This window comes from Roseibium sp., from assembly GCF_965233565.1.
Lineage (GTDB): Bacteria > Pseudomonadota > Alphaproteobacteria > Rhizobiales > Stappiaceae > Roseibium.
Window position 1 is genome coordinate 1,280,559 of the sequence record NZ_OZ247494.1, and the last position, 17,464, is coordinate 1,298,022.

A 17,464-nucleotide genomic window follows, 5' to 3' on the forward strand; every position below is an offset into this window, starting at 1 on the left:
GCTTTTGGTGTTTATCTCCTGATCTTCGGATCAGGGTTTGCGGCGATAGGTGACGAATGTGAAATCCGCGCTGTCTTTTTCCGTTCTGATGCCAGCATTCCGCTCCGTTTCCCGCCAGACCGCCGCATCAATGTCCGGAAAACGCGTGTCACCGGCCGGTTCGGCGGCAACCTCGGTGATTTCCAGCCGATCCGCCCGCGCCATCGCCTGCGCATAGATCTGGCCGCCTCCGATGCACATGATTTCATCGACACCCAGGCCGGCAGCCAGCGCGCAGGCGCGGTCATAGGCCGCTTCGAATGAGGTCGCGCTTTCTGCCCCCTCCGGCGCATAGTCCGGGTCGCGCGAAATGACCACATGCGGCCGGCCCGGCAGGGGTTTGCCGCCGAAGGACAGAAACGTCTTGCGGCCCATGATCACCGGCTTGCCGAGTGTGAGTTTCTTGAAATGTTTAAGATCGGACGACAGCTTCCAGGGCATGTCATTGTCCGCTCCGATGATGCCGTTACGCGCAACGGCCGCGATCAGCACGAGTTCGGGCAAGGTTTTCTCCGAATCCGGTTTTCATTTCACTGACCGCCTCCTAGCATGAAACGCTGGAGGAATGGCATTGCCAGCGAATTTCTTTGCCGGTGCCTGTCGGAATTCCGGTGCACCAACCGTCTTTGACAGGTGATCTTGCCGGAACAAGGAGAATTGTGAAGATGTCGGAGCTGATGGAGACCGTCCTGATCGAGCGCATCCGCGCCCTGATCCCCGACGACAGGGTGGAGCAGAAACGCATGTTTGGCAGCACCTGCTTCCTGGTGAACGGCAACATGCTGGTCTGTGCGTCCAAGCGCGGCCTCATGGCGCGTGTCGGCAAGGACCAGGAGCCGCTCGCCCTGTCCAGACCGCACGCCACGCAGTGCCGTCCAACCGGGCGGCCGATGCCCGGTTTCATCCGGGTCCAGCCGGAAGGGATCGAAACCGACGACGATCTGAGAGACTGGGTCGAGATGGCCCGAACCTTTGTCTGTGCCTTGCCGCCCAAGGCCGCCAAGTCGAAACGTCCGAAACCGGCAAAGGCAGCGCAATGACCCAATCAGACTTCGCAGCCTTTGAGCCAGGCTCGTTCAAGTTCCTGACCGATCTGGCTGAGAACAATAACAAGGAATGGTTTGACGCCCATAAGGCCGATTACCAGAACCTTGTCAAAAAACCGTCCGACCGGTTCCGGCCAGCCCTTGCGGACGCGCTCGGCGCACGTACCGGGCGGGAGCTGAAATCCAAGCAGTTCCGCATCAACCGGGACCTGCGCTTTTCCAAGGACAAGACCCCTTACAACACCCATATCCGCATGGCGTTCTGGCCCGCGGGTGCCGCCTTTGAGGGTAAGGATGCGCAACCGCCAAGCTTCTTTCTGTCGATCGAAACCGGCCATATCCGCTTTGGCACCGGCTGCATGGCTTTTTCCAAATCCGGGCTGGGCGCCTACCTCAAGGCGCTTGAGACCGGCAGGGGCGAGGAAATCTCCCGATTGCTCACTGAGCTGACGGGACAGGGATTTGAAATTTCCGAACCGGATCTGGCCAAACCGCCGCGGGGCTTCCCCAAAGATCATGCCTTTGGCGATCTTGCCCGGCACAAGGGGCTGGCTGCCTGGAAAACGCTGGCGGACCCGGGGTTTCTGACAGGTGACACCGCTGTTTCAGGGCTTTGTGAAGCCTGGGAACCGACCTTGCCGTTCTGGACCTGGCTTCTGGACATGCAGGAAAGGGCTTGATCCAAAGCGCTTTGAAGCCTATCACCTCGGCATCTTCCCCAACGCCGAGATGAGAACCCATGGCCTCTCCCAAAGATCTGGCACAGCGCTTTCCAGAAGACTTCCTGTTCGGTGTCGCCACTGCCGCCTATCAGATCGAGGGCGCGGCCGATGAAGACGGCCGCGGCCGCAGCATCTGGGACGCGTTTTCCAAGATGCCGGGCCGGGTGTTTGAAGGGCATAGCGGCGACATGGCCTGCGATCACTATCATCGCTGGGAAAGCGACCTTGACCTGATCCGGGATCTCGGCGTCGGCGCCTATCGTTTTTCCATCGCCTGGCCGCGCATCCTGCCAGATGGCAGGGGCAAGGTGAATGAGAAGGGTCTCGATTTCTATGACCGTCTGATCGACGGGCTGGTCGGCCGCGGTCTCAAGGTCTATCCGACGCTCTATCACTGGGACCTGCCGCTGACGCTCGCAGGCTATGGCGGCTGGACCGCGCGCGACACGGCCGAAGCCTTTGCGGACTATACGGAGATCGTGGTCAGACGGCTGGGCGACCGTATGGACGCACTGGCGACCATCAACGAACCCTGGTGCATCTGTCACCTGAGCCATCTTTACGGCATTCACGCGCCAGGCGAACAGAACCGGGCTGCCTTTGCCGTCGCCGTTCATACGCTCAACCGCGCTCATGGCCTGAGTGTTCAGGCGGCACGCGCGGTGAAACCCGACCTACCGATGGGTATCGTTCTCAATGCCTATTCGATCTATCCGGCGACCGATACACCCGAAGACAGGCTTGCTGCCCAGCGTGCGTTCCAGTTCCACAATGGCATCTATTTCGGACCGCTGTTCGAAGGCGCCTATCCGCAGGAGGTGCTGGAGGATCTTGGCGCGGCCATGGACATCCGCGCCGGCGACCTGGAAACCATCCGGCAGCCGCTCGACTGGTGGGGCCTCAATTACTATACGCCCTGGCGGGTGCGCGAGGAGGCTGACCTGGACGCTGACTATCCCCAGGCGGCGGCCGTCCCGCCCAAAGGCGATGTTCCCGTCACCGATATCGGCTGGGAGGTGGACGCAACAGGGCTCTCCGATCTCCTGAAGGATCTCCACGGCCGGTACACCCTGCCTGACTGCTACATCACAGAAAACGGTGCCTGCTACAACGACGAACCGGTGAACGGCGTGATTAAAGACCAGCGCCGGATTGACTATCTGGACGGTCATTTCGGCGCCGTTGCCGATGCGCGCGATGCCGGCGTTCCGGTGAAGGGCTATTTTCTCTGGAGCCTGATGGACAATTTCGAATGGGCCGAGGGCTATCGCATGCGCTTCGGCATCGTGCACGTGAACTACGAAACCCAGGTGAGGACACTGAAGGCAAGCGCCCACTGGTACATGGATCTGCTGGCGGCGCGGTAGGAAAGACCACGTTGGTGCTTGCGCCCGCCTTGTTCATCAAGCGACTGATATGCCGACTGGCTACCAATTTCCTCGTCATTGCAGGGCTTGACCCTGCAATCCACGCCGTTTCCTCACATCTGAGCAAGGACGCCAGGTCACGGCATGGATGCCATGGTCGAGCCATGGCATGACGAAGTACTGTCTGCCTGACTACACGCTCTCCAGGTTCGCCAGGATGATTTCGGTCCAGACCCGGGTCGGCGGGATCCAGGCGGTCCAGTTGTTGTAGTCGCCGGAAAAGATGACGGCGGCCACATCCGCCCTCGGGCAGAGCCACAGGCGCTGACCGCCATTGCCGAAGCCGGCGAACCATTGTGCTCGTCCCTCAAGAGCCGGCACGGGTGCCTGGCCGCAAAACCAGAAACAGCCGTAATCCGGCCCCTCCCCTGTGGCGATCACCGGCCGGAGCGACGCGGTCAGCCAGGCTTCCGGTACGATCCGGTGATCCTGCCAGGTGCCATTGTTGAGCACCATGCGGCCGATCTTCAGAAGATCAGGGGCCGTCAGCCGCAATCCCGAGGCTGGTGAATGCGTCCCATCCGGTCCGGCAGCCCATTCAAAGCGCTCGATCCCAAGCTGTGAAAAAAGAGTTTCTACGGCAAAGTCCGGCAGTTTCTTGCCGGTTCCCCGCTGCAGGATTTCGCCGACAAGCGCAGTCGCACCGCCGCTGTAAATCCAGCGCGTGCCCGGCTCCGCCAAGATGGGGCGCTCCAGAATGAAGCGATAGCGGTCCGGCGCTTGTTCCATCGCGATTTCGCTGTTTTCCGGATCCGTATAGGGGCGGGCTTCATCCCATTCCATGCCCAGCGTCATGGTGAGCGCATGTTCGATGGTCAGCTTCTGCCGTGCCGGATCGCGCGCAAGATCCGGATAGTCGGGGAAGAGCTCCAGGATCGGGGTATCGAGCCGCGGCACCTCGCCGCGTTCCAGCGCAATCCCGTAAAGCAGGCTGACAATGCTTTTGGAAACCGACCTCAGATCATGCAGGGTTTCGGCGTCAAACCGGACGTTGCCAATCGGCCGGCCCCAATTCTCGTCCGGCCCGCTGCCATAGCTTTCAAGAACGGTCTCACCGCCCCGTTCCGCCAGAACAGCGTGCAGATGCGGCAACAGCCCCGCCTCGACACCTGCGCAGAGTTTGCGGCCAATGGCCGTGTCAAACCCTTGTCGCTCGGCAGCAAGGGCATGAGGTGACAGGGAAAGGCTGGTGGATGAACCCATATTTGAAATCCCTTCATGAAAACTGGGTTGAGACTGTCAAGTCTCCGCAATGAATGCGAGCATTATTATGACACGGGAAGTCCGTACTCTTGACCCTCCCCTTGCTGGAACCATCATTTGAAGCTCAGGGCAGTGCCATCAGCAGCCTGGGAGAGACCAAGTGAACCGCAGAACTTTTCTGAAAACCACCGCAGCGGGAATTGGCGCGGCTCTGTTGCCGACATTTTCGCTGGCCCGGTCAGCTGACGGTTTTTTCGAGCTGACGGCTGAAAAGGGCCAGGCTCGGCTTTACGGCAAGGATGGCGGTTTGTCGGATCTCTGGCTCTATAACGGCCGCCTGCCGGGACCGGAGATCCGGGTGAAACGCGGCGAGCGGGTGAAGGTCAGGTTCCTCAACAAGCTGGACGAGGCTACTTCGGTCCACTGGCACGGCATCCGGATCGACAATGCCATGGACGGTGTCGCCGGCCTGACCCAGCCCGCCGTGAAGCCTGGCGAAAGCTTCGACTATGACTTCGTCGTGCCCGATGCAGGCACCTACTGGTATCACGCCCACACGATGAGCTGGAACCAGGTGCCGCGCGGCCTCGCCGGCCCGCTGATCGTCGAGGAAAACGAACCGGTCTTCGATCCAGCCAGCGACATCACCCTGATGCTAAACGACTGGCGGCTCAACGAGGACGGCACGCTGGAAACGGCCAGCTTCGGCGCGCGCCACGATTTTTCCCATGCCGGCCGCCTCGGCAACTGGCTGACCATCAACGGCGCCTCCATGCCGGACATTTCCTTGCAGCAGGATCGCTGGCACCGGATCCGGCTGATCAACTCCTCCGCGTCCCGCGTGCTCGACATCGCCCCGTCCCGCTTCGGTGCCAAAGTGATTGCGCTTGATGGCCAATCTTTTGACGAGGCTCGTGACATTGTCGGCACGCTCCAGCTGTCACCGGCACAGCGCATGGATCTGGTGATGCGGCCGGAAACGGCGGAGGACATTGCCTTTGAAACCATGACCGGCCAGCCCTTCCAGTTTGCGACCTTCAAGGTCTCGGAGGCGTCGGCGCCGGATCTGCCGTTCACCATGCCGGCCGCCAACACCCTGCCCGAACCGGACCTGGCGGCGGCCCGAAAAGTGCCGCTCAACATGGCCGGTGGCGCCATGATGGGCATGCGGGCGCTGATGGAGGAGAAGAGCGAAGACGAAATCCGCCAGATGATGGACAACGGCATGTTCTGGGCGTTCAACGGCAAGCCCGGCATGGACGACACGCCGCTGTTCAGTGCCAAAAACGGCGAGTCCATCGTGATTGAAAGCCGCAACGACACCAGTTTCGCGCACGCCATGCATCTGCATGGTCATCATTTCAGGGTCCTGGAACGAAATGGTAAAAAGCTGGAACATCCCGACTGGCGCGACACGTTCACCACCCAGCCCCGGGAAACGGTCAAGATCGCCTTTGTCACGGACAATCCGGGCAAGTGGCTGATCCACTGCCACATGCTCGGCCACGCGGCTTCGGGCATGATGACCTGGTTCGAGGTGGCGTAGCCTCACCTCGAAGATTGAGTTTAGAGGCGTTTCCTGCCTGCACCTGTTGCCGGCCTCTCAAGCAGACCAAGGTCCGGTATGTTGCGGCTTGGCACGGCCCGAAAGCTTGTAGTCGTAACTCTGAAGCAACCCTTCCAGCCGGTCCTGTTCTTCAAACAGCTCGTCACCGAGCACATCCGAGACAAGATCTCTCAGCAGCTGCGCTTCCGTGCCGAATTCCAACAACCACTCAAGGCAACGCGCCGTGTACAATCGTCCGGAAACATATGTCTTTCCAGGAATGTTGGATGGCATCCGCACGCCGACAGAGGTTTTGAACTTGGAAACCAGATAGTCCCACTCTTTCGGCTCGAGCGGAAGAAATTTGCAAAGCACGCGGAAAGCATTTTCCCGCTTGTAGGCATCTCGATTGTGATCAAGTTGATCTTTCAGGAATGGAATTACGTTTCGGCATTTCAAAAAATAGAAACCGAACAAACTAACAATGTCATCAAGATATCGAATTTCTTCCAGAGAACAGTTTTGCAGGTCTATGTTTTTCGACCTGCGAACTATCGCCTCGGCAATCGACGCCTCGTCCGGATAAACAGAACAGATTTCAATGACGACCCGCGGCACCGTCACTTCGTCGAAATCTGTTTCTTCTCTTTGAATGAACCTGAGAGCAAAATCGACCGCCTGATCTTGTGACCAGAACGTTTCGATCAGAGCCTGCCAGGCATTTGCCTGCGGACCGAAGGCAGGCAAAGGATTCCCATAATCTCCTATATCCAGGTCAACGTATCGTCCGTCGCACTCGTAGTAAGCGTCCTGGAACACGCGGTCGTATCGGTCTGTATAATCTTCGCTCACTTTGTAGTCGGCGCAAAGATATCGTTCGAGAAGCTCTCGCACCGCGTCCTTGTCATGATCGCACTGGAGCTCCGCGAGCAGGTCTCTGACAGCTTGTTCTCTTTGCTCGTAAGGCAGCGTCGTATCATGGGTGGTCAAAAGCCTGTCAACGAACTCCCGCGCACTTGAAGCAGCCATTCGCCTCCCCCCTGATCGGCGTTGCAATATGTCTTTCATCGCCCGGCGCAATTTCGCGCGAGCGGACATGTGGCCGGCAACGAGAGCCTTTAAACCGCAATCGGCGCAGCGATATGCGGGTGCGGATCGTAGCCCACCAGTTCGAAGTCCTCGAACCTGAACGCAAAAAGATCTGTCACGTCCGGATTGATCTTCATCTCCGGAAGAGGACGGAAAGACCGGGTCAGCTGTTCGCGCGCCTGATCGAAATGGTTTGAATAAAGATGGGCATCACCGAAGGTGTGCACGAAGTCGCCGGGCTTGAGGCCGGTGACCTGGGCGACCATCATGGTGAGCAGCGCATAGGACGCGATGTTGAAGGGAACACCTAGAAAGACATCCGCCGAGCGCTGGTAAAGCTGGCAGGAAAGTTTGCCGTCCGCGACATAGAACTGGAACAGCGAGTGGCACGGCGGCAGCGCCATTTCATCGACCAGGGCCGGGTTCCAGGCCGAGACGATCAGCCGGCGGCTTTCCGGATTGGTGCGGATCATGGTGAGCAGATTGGTGATCTGGTCGATCGAGCGGCCATCCGGTGCCGGCCAGGAACGCCATTGATAGCCATAGACCGGACCCAGTTCACCGTTCTCGTCCGCCCAGTCGTCCCAGATCTTGACGCCGTTTTCCTTCAGGTAACCGATATTGGTGTCACCGGCGAGGAACCAGAGCAACTCGTGAATGATCGACCTCAAGTGCAGCTTCTTGGTCGTCACCAGCGGGAAGCCATCGGCAAGATCAAAGCGCATCTGATGACCGAAGATGGAGCGCGTACCGGTGCCGGTGCGGTCGCCCCGGTCGGTGCCCTCTTCCAGGATCTTGGCCATGAGATCGTGATACTGCTGCACGGCGGCGGCCCCTGCTCTCTTGTTTCCGGTGTTGAGGTTAATGTCGCAGATTTTAGCGAAAACACAGCCCTTGGCAGGCACTTTCCCCAGCTTCGGACCGGTCTGTGGATGGCTCCCCAATAAGCCGGCAAAGCAAGGCATTGATTGAAAAGGCCCTTTTAATCCGGCCCCAAACCGCCTATATCAGCAGTGCTGGTTCGCCAGCTATGGCAATAAACTGTCAGTGCAATAAACCTATCGGACCCGGGGGCGGTACCCGGCGCCTCCACCCAAGCCCATGAGGCTTAAGCTCAGGAAATCTCATGGGTTTCGGCGGGGGCGAAATAGGATCGACGAGGGCGTAAAGACTGTGCTTTTGCTCGGCATTGTACCACCGTTATCGGGCTGTTCTAATAGTTGCAAACGACAACTATGCTATGGACAACGCTGTCGCAGCGTAATGCTGCGCCGGTAGTCCACTAAGTCCTGTTGGTTAGCACCTCCAGGCGGGGTTCGGAGGCACCTGGCAACAGAAGCCTCCACTTGATCTTGCTCTCCCCAAGCCTTGACCTGGACAATTCTGTCATGAGACGGAGCGTTCTTGATGAGCAGGACACATTAATCTGGGTTCACTTTGAAAAGAGCCTTTTCTTTTTGATCGCGGCCCGTCAATGTGCTCCAGAGAGACGATAATCCAAGCGAGATTCGAACGAAACTGATGTCTGAAGACCTTCTGCGATACGACATTCTGATCCAGGACGCGCTGCGTGGCGCGGTCAAGAAAATCCTTGCCGAAGTCGGACGCACCGGGTTGCCCGGGGATCATCACTTCTACATCGCCTTCGACACCAACGCGCCGGGCGTGCGCATCTCGCAGCGCCTGAAAGAGCGCTACCCGCAGGAAATGACCATAGTCCTGCAGCACCAGTTCTGGGATCTCGCCATAGGTGAGCATGCCTTCGAGGTCGGCCTGTCCTTCGGCGGCGTGCCGGAAAAACTGCTGGTGCCCTTCTCTGCCATCAAGGGTTTCTTTGACCCCTCTGTTCAGTTTGCGCTGGAATTCGATCCGGGCAAGACCGCCGAGGAACTGCCGGAAGAACTCCTGGAAGCCGTGGAAGAACTTGCCAAGGCGGAACAGGACCACGAAGACAGCCAGTCCAAAACGGACGGTGAACAGGATGACAGCCAGGAAGCTGCAAGCGCCAAGTCCGACAAGAAGGATGACGCAGCGGCGGACACCCCTGCCGGCGACGGTGGCGGCGAAGTTGTCTCGCTTGACGCCTTCCGCAAGAAGACCTGATTTCAGTATCAGCCGGGGAGCTTCCCATGAGCGCGGAGATCATCAATCTGCGCATGGCGCGCAAACAGAAGCAGCGCCAGGACAAGGATAAGGCTGCGGAAGACAACCGCCGCAAATACGGCCGCTCCAAGGCCGAGCGCGAAGCCGCCCGCAAGCGGCGTGAGGATCTTGAAAGCCATGTCGACGGCCACAGGCTGGCCCAGGATGATCCATCCGGCAACGACGCCGACAGTTGACCTTGCATGGCCCTTCTCAAACGCTCCCTCTCCCTACACGGCCACCGCACCAGCCTTGCGCTGGAGCCTGAATTCTGGGACGTGGTCGATGGGTTCATTGCGGCCGAGAAACGATCGCTGGCCAGCTTGATTGCAGAGATCGACGACACCCGGGATCCAGAGGACCCGCTATCCTCTGCGGTACGGGTCTGGGCGTTGAAGACGTGCCTTCAGACCCAAGCTTCTGGCGCTTGAGAGCGGTTTCGGCTCTCCCGTGCAGCATTGAGAAAATTCACCCGGCACGCTTAAAACTTTCTAGAGATCTATCAGCCTAAACACACTCATTAAGTGTGTTTAGGGAGATTTTCATGCCATCCTTTTCCAATAAAAAATGCGGCGAATATCTGCGCGCAATTTCTTGTGGCGCTTTGTGTTTCACCAGCGTTCTTGCCGGGCCCGCCAACGCTTCCGATGCACTTTACGCGGAACTCCGGCAACATTGGCAAGCGAGATACGGTCAAAAGATCGCTCCCAAAGATCTGGACACGCGCGTCGAACGGCTGTTCGACAGCCTGGACCTCCACCATGACGGCATTGATCAGAACGACATCGACCTCTTTGTCAAAAGGGAACTCGCCAGAACACGCGCGCAAGTTTTTCACGAGTATTTGAGGTTCGACCTGAATGGTGACCAGTCGATCGAGCGCGATGAAACTGAAGTCGTTATGCGAAGCGAGTTGGGCAGCCGGGCCGGAAGACATCCCGCCCGGGTCGAAAGAACCATTCAGCGGAGCCTGAAGAAACTGTTTGATCATGACCCGAACCAGGACGGGACGATTAGCTTTTCCGAACTCACGATCATCGCCGAAAAGAAGAACGGCAAACCACCTCGGCAGGAAGCCGAACTGGTGTTGATCCTAAAAAGCCTTCTCGAACTGGACCCGGACAAAAACGGCAGACTGGAACTCGCGGAAGCTCGGGACACGCTCAGGAAAGCGTTTACTGCGGACACTTATGCATCCGCATTGCAGATGCAGGCACCATCAGACACGGCCTGTACCGCTCCCGAAGCTTCCGCGGACTCTGACATCCTGCTTGTAGGGTCCTACGAGGGGAGCAGTGTTCCTTCCGTGACCGTTGCCGGCCAGGATGCCGAAACCTCGACCGGAACAATCCGGATCGAGCCAGGAGAAAAAGGCCTTTATCTGGTTCTGGTCAGCTACACGCCAATGATCTGGCAATTCGAAGGTGCAACGGACCGGATCGAACATGTCGTTCTTGCAGGTAGAACGTCAAAGGCCGGAAAAATCAAGGCTGGCCTGACAGGTGTAGCGCCGTCCAAGTCGAGTTTCCTCCCGGCGGAGGACTGCATCACCTATTTCTGGGAAACTGGTGCTCTCAAGGAAGTTAAGGCACGTATCGGTGTGACGAGCCTGGCCGGTAAAGCCCCAATCACGTCCTTTGGGCAATACACATTGCACGACCTTTCATTGCCTTCAGGCTCCACGCGCAAGATCAAACTGCCACCACCGCCTGAGCGTGAAACACGCATTCCAGTCAAGACGGTATCCGCTTCCAAGAAGACATTCGAGCCCAGCAAGGCAATCAACAGCCTGATGTCTCAAACGGTCCCGGACGCGGTGTTCTATCCCATATACATTTACAATCGTGGCGGTGTCATAAGCCTGGACAGAGAGGAGATTGTCAGTGACGCTCCAGCCGAAGACTATATCGTGCTGCCTCAGGAAACCGGGCTGGCGCAACTCGTTGCAGAACGGAAGCTCAAATTACTCCGCAGGGGTCAGTTCCGCATCGTGGATGAAATCCGCATTCCCGCCTCGCTCGCCGGAGCACACAGAGTCGATTTCATTCTGTCGCAAGGCGTTGAGGTCCCGAAGGGGGACCCTGGCCATTCCTGTGTTCTTTCAGAGGACGCGGGCGGATACATAATCAACAAGGCCTGCGAATAGCGTAGACAAGTGCCTACTGCGGCAATCCCGGCAGAATCAGCGGACCACCGACATCCTGAGTGATCAGGTCCTCGATTGAGACCGGCGGATCAAGCGGCGGCAGGCTGTTGGCGGGTTTGGCGGCCGGGACAGTTGCAGGTGGCGCAGCGATTGCCTCGCTTCCCGGTGTTTCCAGAACGGCGCGGATGCGCTCGGCAAAGGGCGCAGCCGGCTCGGCCGGCGTCACACTGCTCTGCTGCCGGGGGGCTGGAGCCTCGGGAACCGCCGCTGGCTGGAGGGCCGAGTTTTCCTGTTCCTCGGAGGTCTGATCTTCGGTGCCGGACTGGTCCTGTTCCAGCCGGAGCCGTTCTTCCTCGGCGCGTTGCGCGGCTTCCGCAGCGAGCCGTACGCGCCGGTCGGCAGCTTCGCGCTGCGCTTTCAGTTCGCGCACCAGACGGTCCCGCTCCAGGATTTCCGCCTGCAGCTTTTCCACCCGCTCGACCTCCTGCTCGAAGGCGCGCAGGGTCAGATAGGCCGTGAAGGGGGCGATATCCACGCGTCTGACCGGCCCATCGACCGGCCCCTGGAACAAAAGCCCGACCTGCGGCTCGGCGCCGGTGACGGCTTCTTCGCCCGGGTCGACTTTCAGCGAAAAATCGGCATCCAGATCGTAGCTGCCAAGATCCACTTCCGCAGAGCCGAAGATTTCAGCACGCTCTGAATCCACCACCACATTGCGGGCACTCAGGCGTCCGCCGACCAGCGTCAGTGTTCCGTCAACCCGTTCAAACGGCAGGCTGCCGGCGGCCATGTGACTGACAAAGACATCGCGGATCTTGTCGTCCGCAAGTTCGAGTCCGGCATCGACCGCACGGGTCACAAGCGGAAACGCCTGCGGATTAAGGCCCCGGAAGTCGCCCTTCTCCATGGAGAAGGTGCCGCCACCGCTGAGCCCGGTGACAATGGCGGAAATCGATCGGCCGGCGCCCTCAAATTCCAGGAAGAGATCGAGTGTGCCCGAGGCAACCGCCCTGCCCCCCGGGCGCCAGGAGAGCTGGCGCAGGTCGGCCTTGTCGAGCTTGACCCTGCCGGACAACGCGGCTTCCGCCTCGCTGCGCCGGATCGACAGGCTGCCATTGAGCCTCCCACCAGCAAAAGCACCGCTCAGCCCATCCAGCCGCATCAGCGACGGCGACAGACGAAACTCTGCGCGCGGCCCGGTTATCTCGTTTTCGTCGTCCAGCAGAAGCCTGTCCGCCTGGAACGCAAGACTCACATCAAATCCGTGAAGCAACGGCGCCCCGAACGGATCAACCGGCCAGATGCTGGAGCCGTCCCCGGTGGCAAACCACTGGTCGGGCCCGAGAACAAGTTCGGTCAGGCCGCGCAGGTCCGCCTGGTTCAAGGTGAGTTCGCCGGAGAACCGGCGATTGCGCTCACCCGGAGCCGGCTCCAGATCCCCTTCAAGGCGCGCCTCGAACCTGGTCTCACCAACAGCCCCTTCCGCCCGGCTGATGGCAATCGCACTGCCGACACCGTCAAAATCAACCGCAAGCTCGGCCGGGATCGTGCCGGTCATGACCGGTAGAACACGGCCTGCCATAAGGGCGAGTGGGGCGAGGTCATCGGTTTCTGCCGACAGGGCAAAGCGGTATTCAGGCTCCGCGTCAGGCGCGAGCCTCAAGCTACCGCTGCCGCTGAGCTGCGAAGACCCCACAACAGCCAACAGACCAAGCTTGAGCTGCTCTTCCGGTCTGCCCGCAGCCGTGACGTCCAGCCGTCCCGTTCCCAGAGCCTCGACCGGAATGACGTCAAAGCCGAGCTGCTGCAGCATCTTGCCGCCATCCGGCCCTTTCAGGGCAAGCGACAGATCTAGATCGGCCGCCTGCCATTCATCGACCCGGCCCTTCAGCGCAGCGGTAAGCGCCGTCTCGGCGCCGCCCGCCGTGCCGTCAAGGCGCAGGGACATGTCGGTCTCCCCGCCAACCGCCGCGGCCCGCAATTCGGCATCGAATTTCGCCGGCACCAGGCTGGCCGCCGCCGTTTCAAGCCGTTCGACAAAGGCTGCATCCGGGAAAAGGCTGCCGGTAAGCGCTACAAGACCGGAGAGGTCGCGGGCGTCCAGCGTTCCGGACACTGCCCCTTCCGGTGCGGAAAAGAGATTCCGGATTTCTCCGTCAACATCGAGCCGCGCTCCGGCCAGATCATCTGCAAACAGCCGGTCGATGCGCACACCGCCATCGGAATATTCCGCTTCGAGCGTCAGACCGGCCCCTTCAACGCCCCGCGCGACCACTTCCCGCGCCCTGAGACGCAGCGATACGTCGAGGCCTTTCGGATCCCGGGTCGCACCCGATGCGTCTCGGTCCGGACGGATCAGGGCCACCAGGCCTTCGATCTGGTCCAGGTCGACACGTTCCGCATCAAGGCTGAGCGAGAACACGGAATTGCCGTTACGCGGTTTGCGATAAGCGAGGCCGCCACGCGCCTCCGCACCGGCAAGGGTCAGCCGAAGATTGTTCAGCGCAGCGCCTTCCGGCACCAGGTTCAACCGGCCTTCCATCGACACCGGATCCATCGCGCTGACGCCAAGATCCTTCTGGCGCCACCAGCTCAGAAGCGAACCCGGCTGATCGGAGCTGACAGACACTGCCCCGCGATAGGTCATTGAGGGTTCCAGACCCAGGTCCCCCTGCGTGGCAACCAGCGTCCGACCGGGCAAACGGCCTGCGAGGCGGGCAATGCGCCAGCCACCCAGCATGGTTTCAAGGTCCAGCCGCACGTTCTGGATGATCCCGCCACCGGCAACCAGCGCCGGGACGTCCATGGAAATCGCGCCATCGATCGACGGCAGCGGCACCGCACGCAGGGCGGCGACAAGGCGCTCACCGGCCGCCTCGATCTCAACCGGCGCCTGCGGCCCGCCCCCAAGCAAACGGTCAAGATCGACCTGCTTGGACTTGGCGCGGATTTCAAAACGCTTGTCACCGGCATAAACCAGATCCGCATTGCCGGTCATGCTGAGGCGCCGATCCTCCGGACCGTAGCGAAACTCGAATTCCGGGATCGCGACTTCAGCAATATCGGCAGAGAACGCGCCTTCGGCCTGCCAGCTGTTCTGATCCGCTTCGTCCAACGCAACGGACGCAATGGTAAAACGGCCCTCGAAAGCCGGTGTTGCATCGACTTCCTGCAACATGCCGTCAAAGGCAAAATTGACCGGACGGTTGGTCGGGGTCACCTCCCCCTTGATCCGGATACCGCTTTCCTGCCGCGCCTGGCCGGTCGCAAGGCTGACCGTGAAAGGAGCACCGTTCAGGGTGAGGCTGCCGGACGCCTTGAAAGGGCCGGCAAGCGTGCGTGCGGAAACGGCCAGATTGCCATTGTCGACCTGGTGCGTTTCGCCCGAGCGGGCATCAACGATGGTCAGAGCGCCATCCCGGATGGTGACCTTTTCAAAGGCCAGGTCTTCCGGAGCCAGCTTGGCAAGCGCCCCGTTCGAGGTCATCGCGGTCAGCCAGTCCAGACGGCCCTCTTCATCAAGCGCCAGCGCCAGATGCGGCCGGTCCAGCTCCATTTCTATGACGCGGATCTCACCCTTCATCAGAGGCGGCAGTTCCACCCGCATATCGAATTTGGAAACAACGAGAAGCGGGTCTTCCGCCTCGCCTACCCGGACGTCGGAAAAGCTGATCGACGGCGCTGGCAACAGGCGAAGGTCGGCCTCGCCCAAAACGGTCACCTTGTGGCCGAGAGCGCGCTCCGCATAGACCTCAAACGTGGAACGGTAATTTGTCCAGTCGATAAAGAATGGTCCCACCAGTGCTGCCACCAGCACCAGGATCACCGTTATGCCCAACGTGATATAGACGGAGTTCAGGCCTCGTCTCCTTGCTTTCCAACGTCACCGGAAACCTTGCCGGACAGGTGTACCCGATCCTTGCTGCACCGCAAACACGGTTTTGTCACCGCCAGCGTGCCTTTTTCAAAACCGACCAGCAAAAATCCAGATCGAGCTTATTGGTCTGATTCGATACAATATCATGACTGCGGCAGGATCTTGCCGGGATTCATCAAATTATCCGGATCCAAAGCCTGTTTCACGGCCCGCATGACATCCAGCGCTTCGCCGTGTTCGCGGGCCATGTATTTCTGCTTGCCCTGCCCCACGCCATGTTCGCCGGTGCAGGTACCGCCCATGTCGATCGCCCTCAATGACAGGCGCTCAACAAATTTCTCCGTCTCGCGCACCGCCTCCGGATCATCGAAGTCGACCAGCACCTGGACATGGAAATTGCCGTCGCCGACATGCCCGACGATCGGTGCCAGGAAGCCGTGTGCACGGATATCCTCCGTCGTCTCTGCAACACAGTCGGCCAGCTTCGAGATCGGCACGCAGACATCCGTCACCATGATCTGCGCCTCCGGTTTCAATGCCTTGCCGGCCCAATAGGCATCATGCCGGGCCGCCCAGAGACGTGTTCTGTCTTCCGCGGCCGTCGCCCATTCGAACGGTCCGCCGCCGAATTCGGACGCAATCTCGGAAAACATTTCCGACTGCTCCTGAACGCCAGCCTCGGAACCGTGAAACTCAAGAAAAAGAGTGGGCGTTTCAGCAAGGTCCAGCTTTGAGTAGATGTTGCAGCCTCGCACCTGAACCTCGTCAAGCAGCTCGATGCGCGCGACCGGAAGGCCCATCTGTATGGTCATGCTGACGGCCTGACAGGCAGACGCAACGTCCGGGAAGGGACAGATCCCGCCGGAAATCGCTTCCGGCTGTCCATGAAGCCGCAAGGTGAGCTCGGTGATCACGCCGAGCGTGCCTTCCGAACCGACATAGAGCCGGGTAAGATCATAGCCGGCAGACGACTTCTTGGCCCGCCCCCCGGCCCGGATGATGCGCCCGTCCGGCGTGACCACCGTCAGGCCGAGCACAGCATCCTTCATTGTGCCGTAACGCACCGCGTTGGTGCCGGAGGCGCGCGTCGCCGCCATGCCGCCGAGCGAGGCATCCGCGCCCGGGTCAATCGGAAAAAACAGACCGGTGTCTCGAATGTAGCTGTTCAATTGTTTGCGAGTCACGCCGGCCTGCACGCGGCAGTCAAGATCGGAAGCATTGACTTCCAGGATCGCATTCATGCGCGACAGGTCGATCGAAATCCCACCCAGCGGCGCATTGACATGCCCCTCCAGCGAAGATCCTGTTCCAAAGGGGATAATCGGCACCTTGCCGCCTTTGCAGATCCTGACAATCTCGGCCACTTCTTCCGTGGTTTCAGCAAAAACGACAGCGTCTGGCGGTTGATTCTTAAGCCAGGTGGTGGTGTGGCCATGCTGTTCGCGCAGGGCCAGCGACGTTGCACAACGGTCCTGGAACCTGTCCTTCAACTGCGCAACAACGGCTGCGACGCCAGTCTGTGTGTCGCCTGATTGCGCTGATCCCGGCACGTTGGCCACTTCCGGCATAGTCTGTCCTCCACGATGCGCGGCTATGGCCACGCCAGTTTATTTTTGAATATGTTAGTGCAAAGCCGAAAGGTCAAAGGCAAACGCACCCGAGACACAACTCTATCCGGAATCACGCGGAGAAACTGCATGACAGGCCTCTGGAAATGCGAACCGGTCACAAGCGCCGTCATGACGGTCAGGGACGACTGGATCGACTATAATGGCCATTTGAACATGGCCTATTACAATGTTCTCTTCGATACGGCGGTTGACGAGGTCTTTCACCGATTGGGCCTGGGACCTGATTACGTCAAGGACCGCGGCGCGTCCTTTTTTACGGCCGAGGCACATGTCTGTTACCTCAGAGAACTCAGCGCGGGCATGAAAGTGACCGTGACCCTGCAACTCGTCGACTTCGATGAAAAGCGCGCGCATTTCTACCAGGAACTACATCACGCGAGCGAAGGCTGGCTCTCGGCAACGAGCGAACAACTGAGCCTTCACGTCGACATGACGGCACGCAAGGTGGTTCCCTGGCCGGAGGATATCCTTGCCAATCTCACGGAGCTTGCCGATGCCCAGAAAGGCCTGCCCCGACCGGAACGCGCCGGACGTCATGTCGAAATCCGGAAAAAACGCACAAATTGAGCCACCCGATGACGCAAAGGTCTGTGAAC

15 protein-coding genes and 1 other RNA gene are annotated in these 17,464 nt (G+C 59.7%); 10 read left to right on the forward strand and 6 right to left on the reverse strand.

The annotated features are described in order from the left end of the window. Positions 1-30: 30 nt before the first annotated feature. Entirely contained in the window at positions 31-543 is a 513-nt protein-coding gene (locus tag ACO6TG_RS06135) for a dihydrofolate reductase (RefSeq protein ID WP_422377360.1), read from the reverse strand. A 161-nt stretch (positions 544-704) separates the two neighbouring features. Here ACO6TG_RS06135 and ACO6TG_RS06140 point away from each other — a divergent pair, with 161 nt between their 5' ends. The 3 genes from ACO6TG_RS06140 to ACO6TG_RS06150 are packed head-to-tail and all read left to right on the forward strand — an operon-like array spanning position 705 to position 3,174. Beyond that, the gene (locus ACO6TG_RS06140; protein WP_422377361.1) at positions 705-1,079 is read left to right on the forward strand and encodes a TfoX/Sxy family protein; all 375 of its coding nucleotides are present in this window, start codon (positions 705-707) and stop codon (positions 1,077-1,079) included. Beyond that, positions 1,076-1,765 (forward strand): DUF2461 domain-containing protein, encoded by a 690-nt coding sequence (locus ACO6TG_RS06145; protein WP_422377362.1) that lies wholly within the window; start codon positions 1,076-1,078, stop codon positions 1,763-1,765. Before ACO6TG_RS06140 ends, ACO6TG_RS06145 begins: the two co-directional genes overlap by 4 nt. A gap of 59 nt (positions 1,766-1,824) precedes the next feature. Then, positions 1,825-3,174, forward strand: a complete 1,350-nt coding sequence (locus ACO6TG_RS06150) for a GH1 family beta-glucosidase (RefSeq protein ID WP_422377363.1) — start codon at positions 1,825-1,827, stop codon at positions 3,172-3,174. Between the two features lie 192 nt (positions 3,175-3,366). Here the strand turns inward: ACO6TG_RS06150 and ACO6TG_RS06155 are convergent, their stop codons facing one another. Beyond that, a complete protein-coding gene (locus ACO6TG_RS06155; protein WP_422377364.1) occupies positions 3,367-4,437 on the reverse strand; it encodes a serine hydrolase domain-containing protein in 1,071 nt (356 codons plus the stop codon). 160 nt (positions 4,438-4,597) lie between these two features. Here ACO6TG_RS06155 and ACO6TG_RS06160 point away from each other — a divergent pair, with 160 nt between their 5' ends. Further along, on the forward strand, positions 4,598-5,983 hold the full coding sequence (locus ACO6TG_RS06160; RefSeq protein WP_422377365.1) for a multicopper oxidase domain-containing protein: 1,386 nt from the start codon (positions 4,598-4,600) through the stop codon (positions 5,981-5,983). 57 nt (positions 5,984-6,040) lie between these two features. Here ACO6TG_RS06160 and ACO6TG_RS06165 read toward each other — a convergent pair whose 3' ends face one another. After that, positions 6,041-7,012, reverse strand: coding sequence for a hypothetical protein (locus ACO6TG_RS06165; RefSeq protein WP_422377366.1), 972 nt, complete (start codon positions 7,010-7,012; stop codon positions 6,041-6,043). A gap of 89 nt (positions 7,013-7,101) precedes the next feature. Beyond that, complete coding sequence (locus tag ACO6TG_RS06170) at positions 7,102-7,896, reverse strand: thymidylate synthase (RefSeq protein WP_422377367.1); 795 nt, start codon at positions 7,894-7,896, stop codon at positions 7,102-7,104. 152 nt (positions 7,897-8,048) lie between these two features. On the opposite strand from ACO6TG_RS06170, the gene ssrA reads away from it, so the two are divergent. The 5 genes from ssrA to ACO6TG_RS06195 all read left to right on the forward strand — a co-directional run bounded on the left by ssrA (position 8,049) and on the right by ACO6TG_RS06195 (position 11,360). Continuing rightward, positions 8,049-8,419, forward strand: a transfer-messenger RNA (tmRNA) gene (ssrA, locus tag ACO6TG_RS06175). A 174-nt stretch (positions 8,420-8,593) separates the two neighbouring features. Then, positions 8,594-9,175, forward strand: a complete 582-nt coding sequence (locus tag ACO6TG_RS06180) for an SspB family protein (protein ID WP_422377368.1) — start codon at positions 8,594-8,596, stop codon at positions 9,173-9,175. 26 nt (positions 9,176-9,201) lie between these two features. Beyond that, complete coding sequence (locus ACO6TG_RS06185; RefSeq protein WP_422377369.1) at positions 9,202-9,411, forward strand: DUF4169 family protein; 210 nt, start codon at positions 9,202-9,204, stop codon at positions 9,409-9,411. 6 nt (positions 9,412-9,417) lie between these two features. Further along, positions 9,418-9,645: a ribbon-helix-helix domain-containing protein gene (locus ACO6TG_RS06190; protein ID WP_422377370.1), complete on the forward strand. Its 228-nt coding sequence runs from the start codon at positions 9,418-9,420 to the stop codon at positions 9,643-9,645. A 113-nt stretch (positions 9,646-9,758) separates the two neighbouring features. Further along, positions 9,759-11,360, forward strand: a complete 1,602-nt coding sequence (locus ACO6TG_RS06195; protein WP_422377371.1) for an EF-hand domain-containing protein — start codon at positions 9,759-9,761, stop codon at positions 11,358-11,360. Positions 11,361-11,373: 13 nt separating this feature from the next. Here ACO6TG_RS06195 and ACO6TG_RS06200 read toward each other — a convergent pair whose 3' ends face one another. Together ACO6TG_RS06200 and ACO6TG_RS06205 are read right to left on the reverse strand one after the other, a co-directional pair. Beyond that, positions 11,374-15,186, reverse strand: a complete 3,813-nt coding sequence (locus tag ACO6TG_RS06200) for an AsmA family protein (RefSeq protein ID WP_422377372.1) — start codon at positions 15,184-15,186, stop codon at positions 11,374-11,376. Between the two features lie 194 nt (positions 15,187-15,380). Then, the gene (locus ACO6TG_RS06205) at positions 15,381-16,805 is read right to left on the reverse strand and encodes an FAD-binding oxidoreductase (RefSeq protein ID WP_422377373.1); all 1,425 of its coding nucleotides are present in this window, start codon (positions 16,803-16,805) and stop codon (positions 15,381-15,383) included. A gap of 129 nt (positions 16,806-16,934) precedes the next feature. Here ACO6TG_RS06205 and ACO6TG_RS06210 point away from each other — a divergent pair, with 129 nt between their 5' ends. Then, positions 16,935-17,435 carry a thioesterase family protein gene (locus ACO6TG_RS06210; protein WP_422377374.1) on the forward strand — a complete coding sequence of 167 codons (501 nt, stop codon included), beginning with the start codon at positions 16,935-16,937 and terminating at the stop codon, positions 17,433-17,435. Positions 17,436-17,464: the final 29 nt, after the last annotated feature.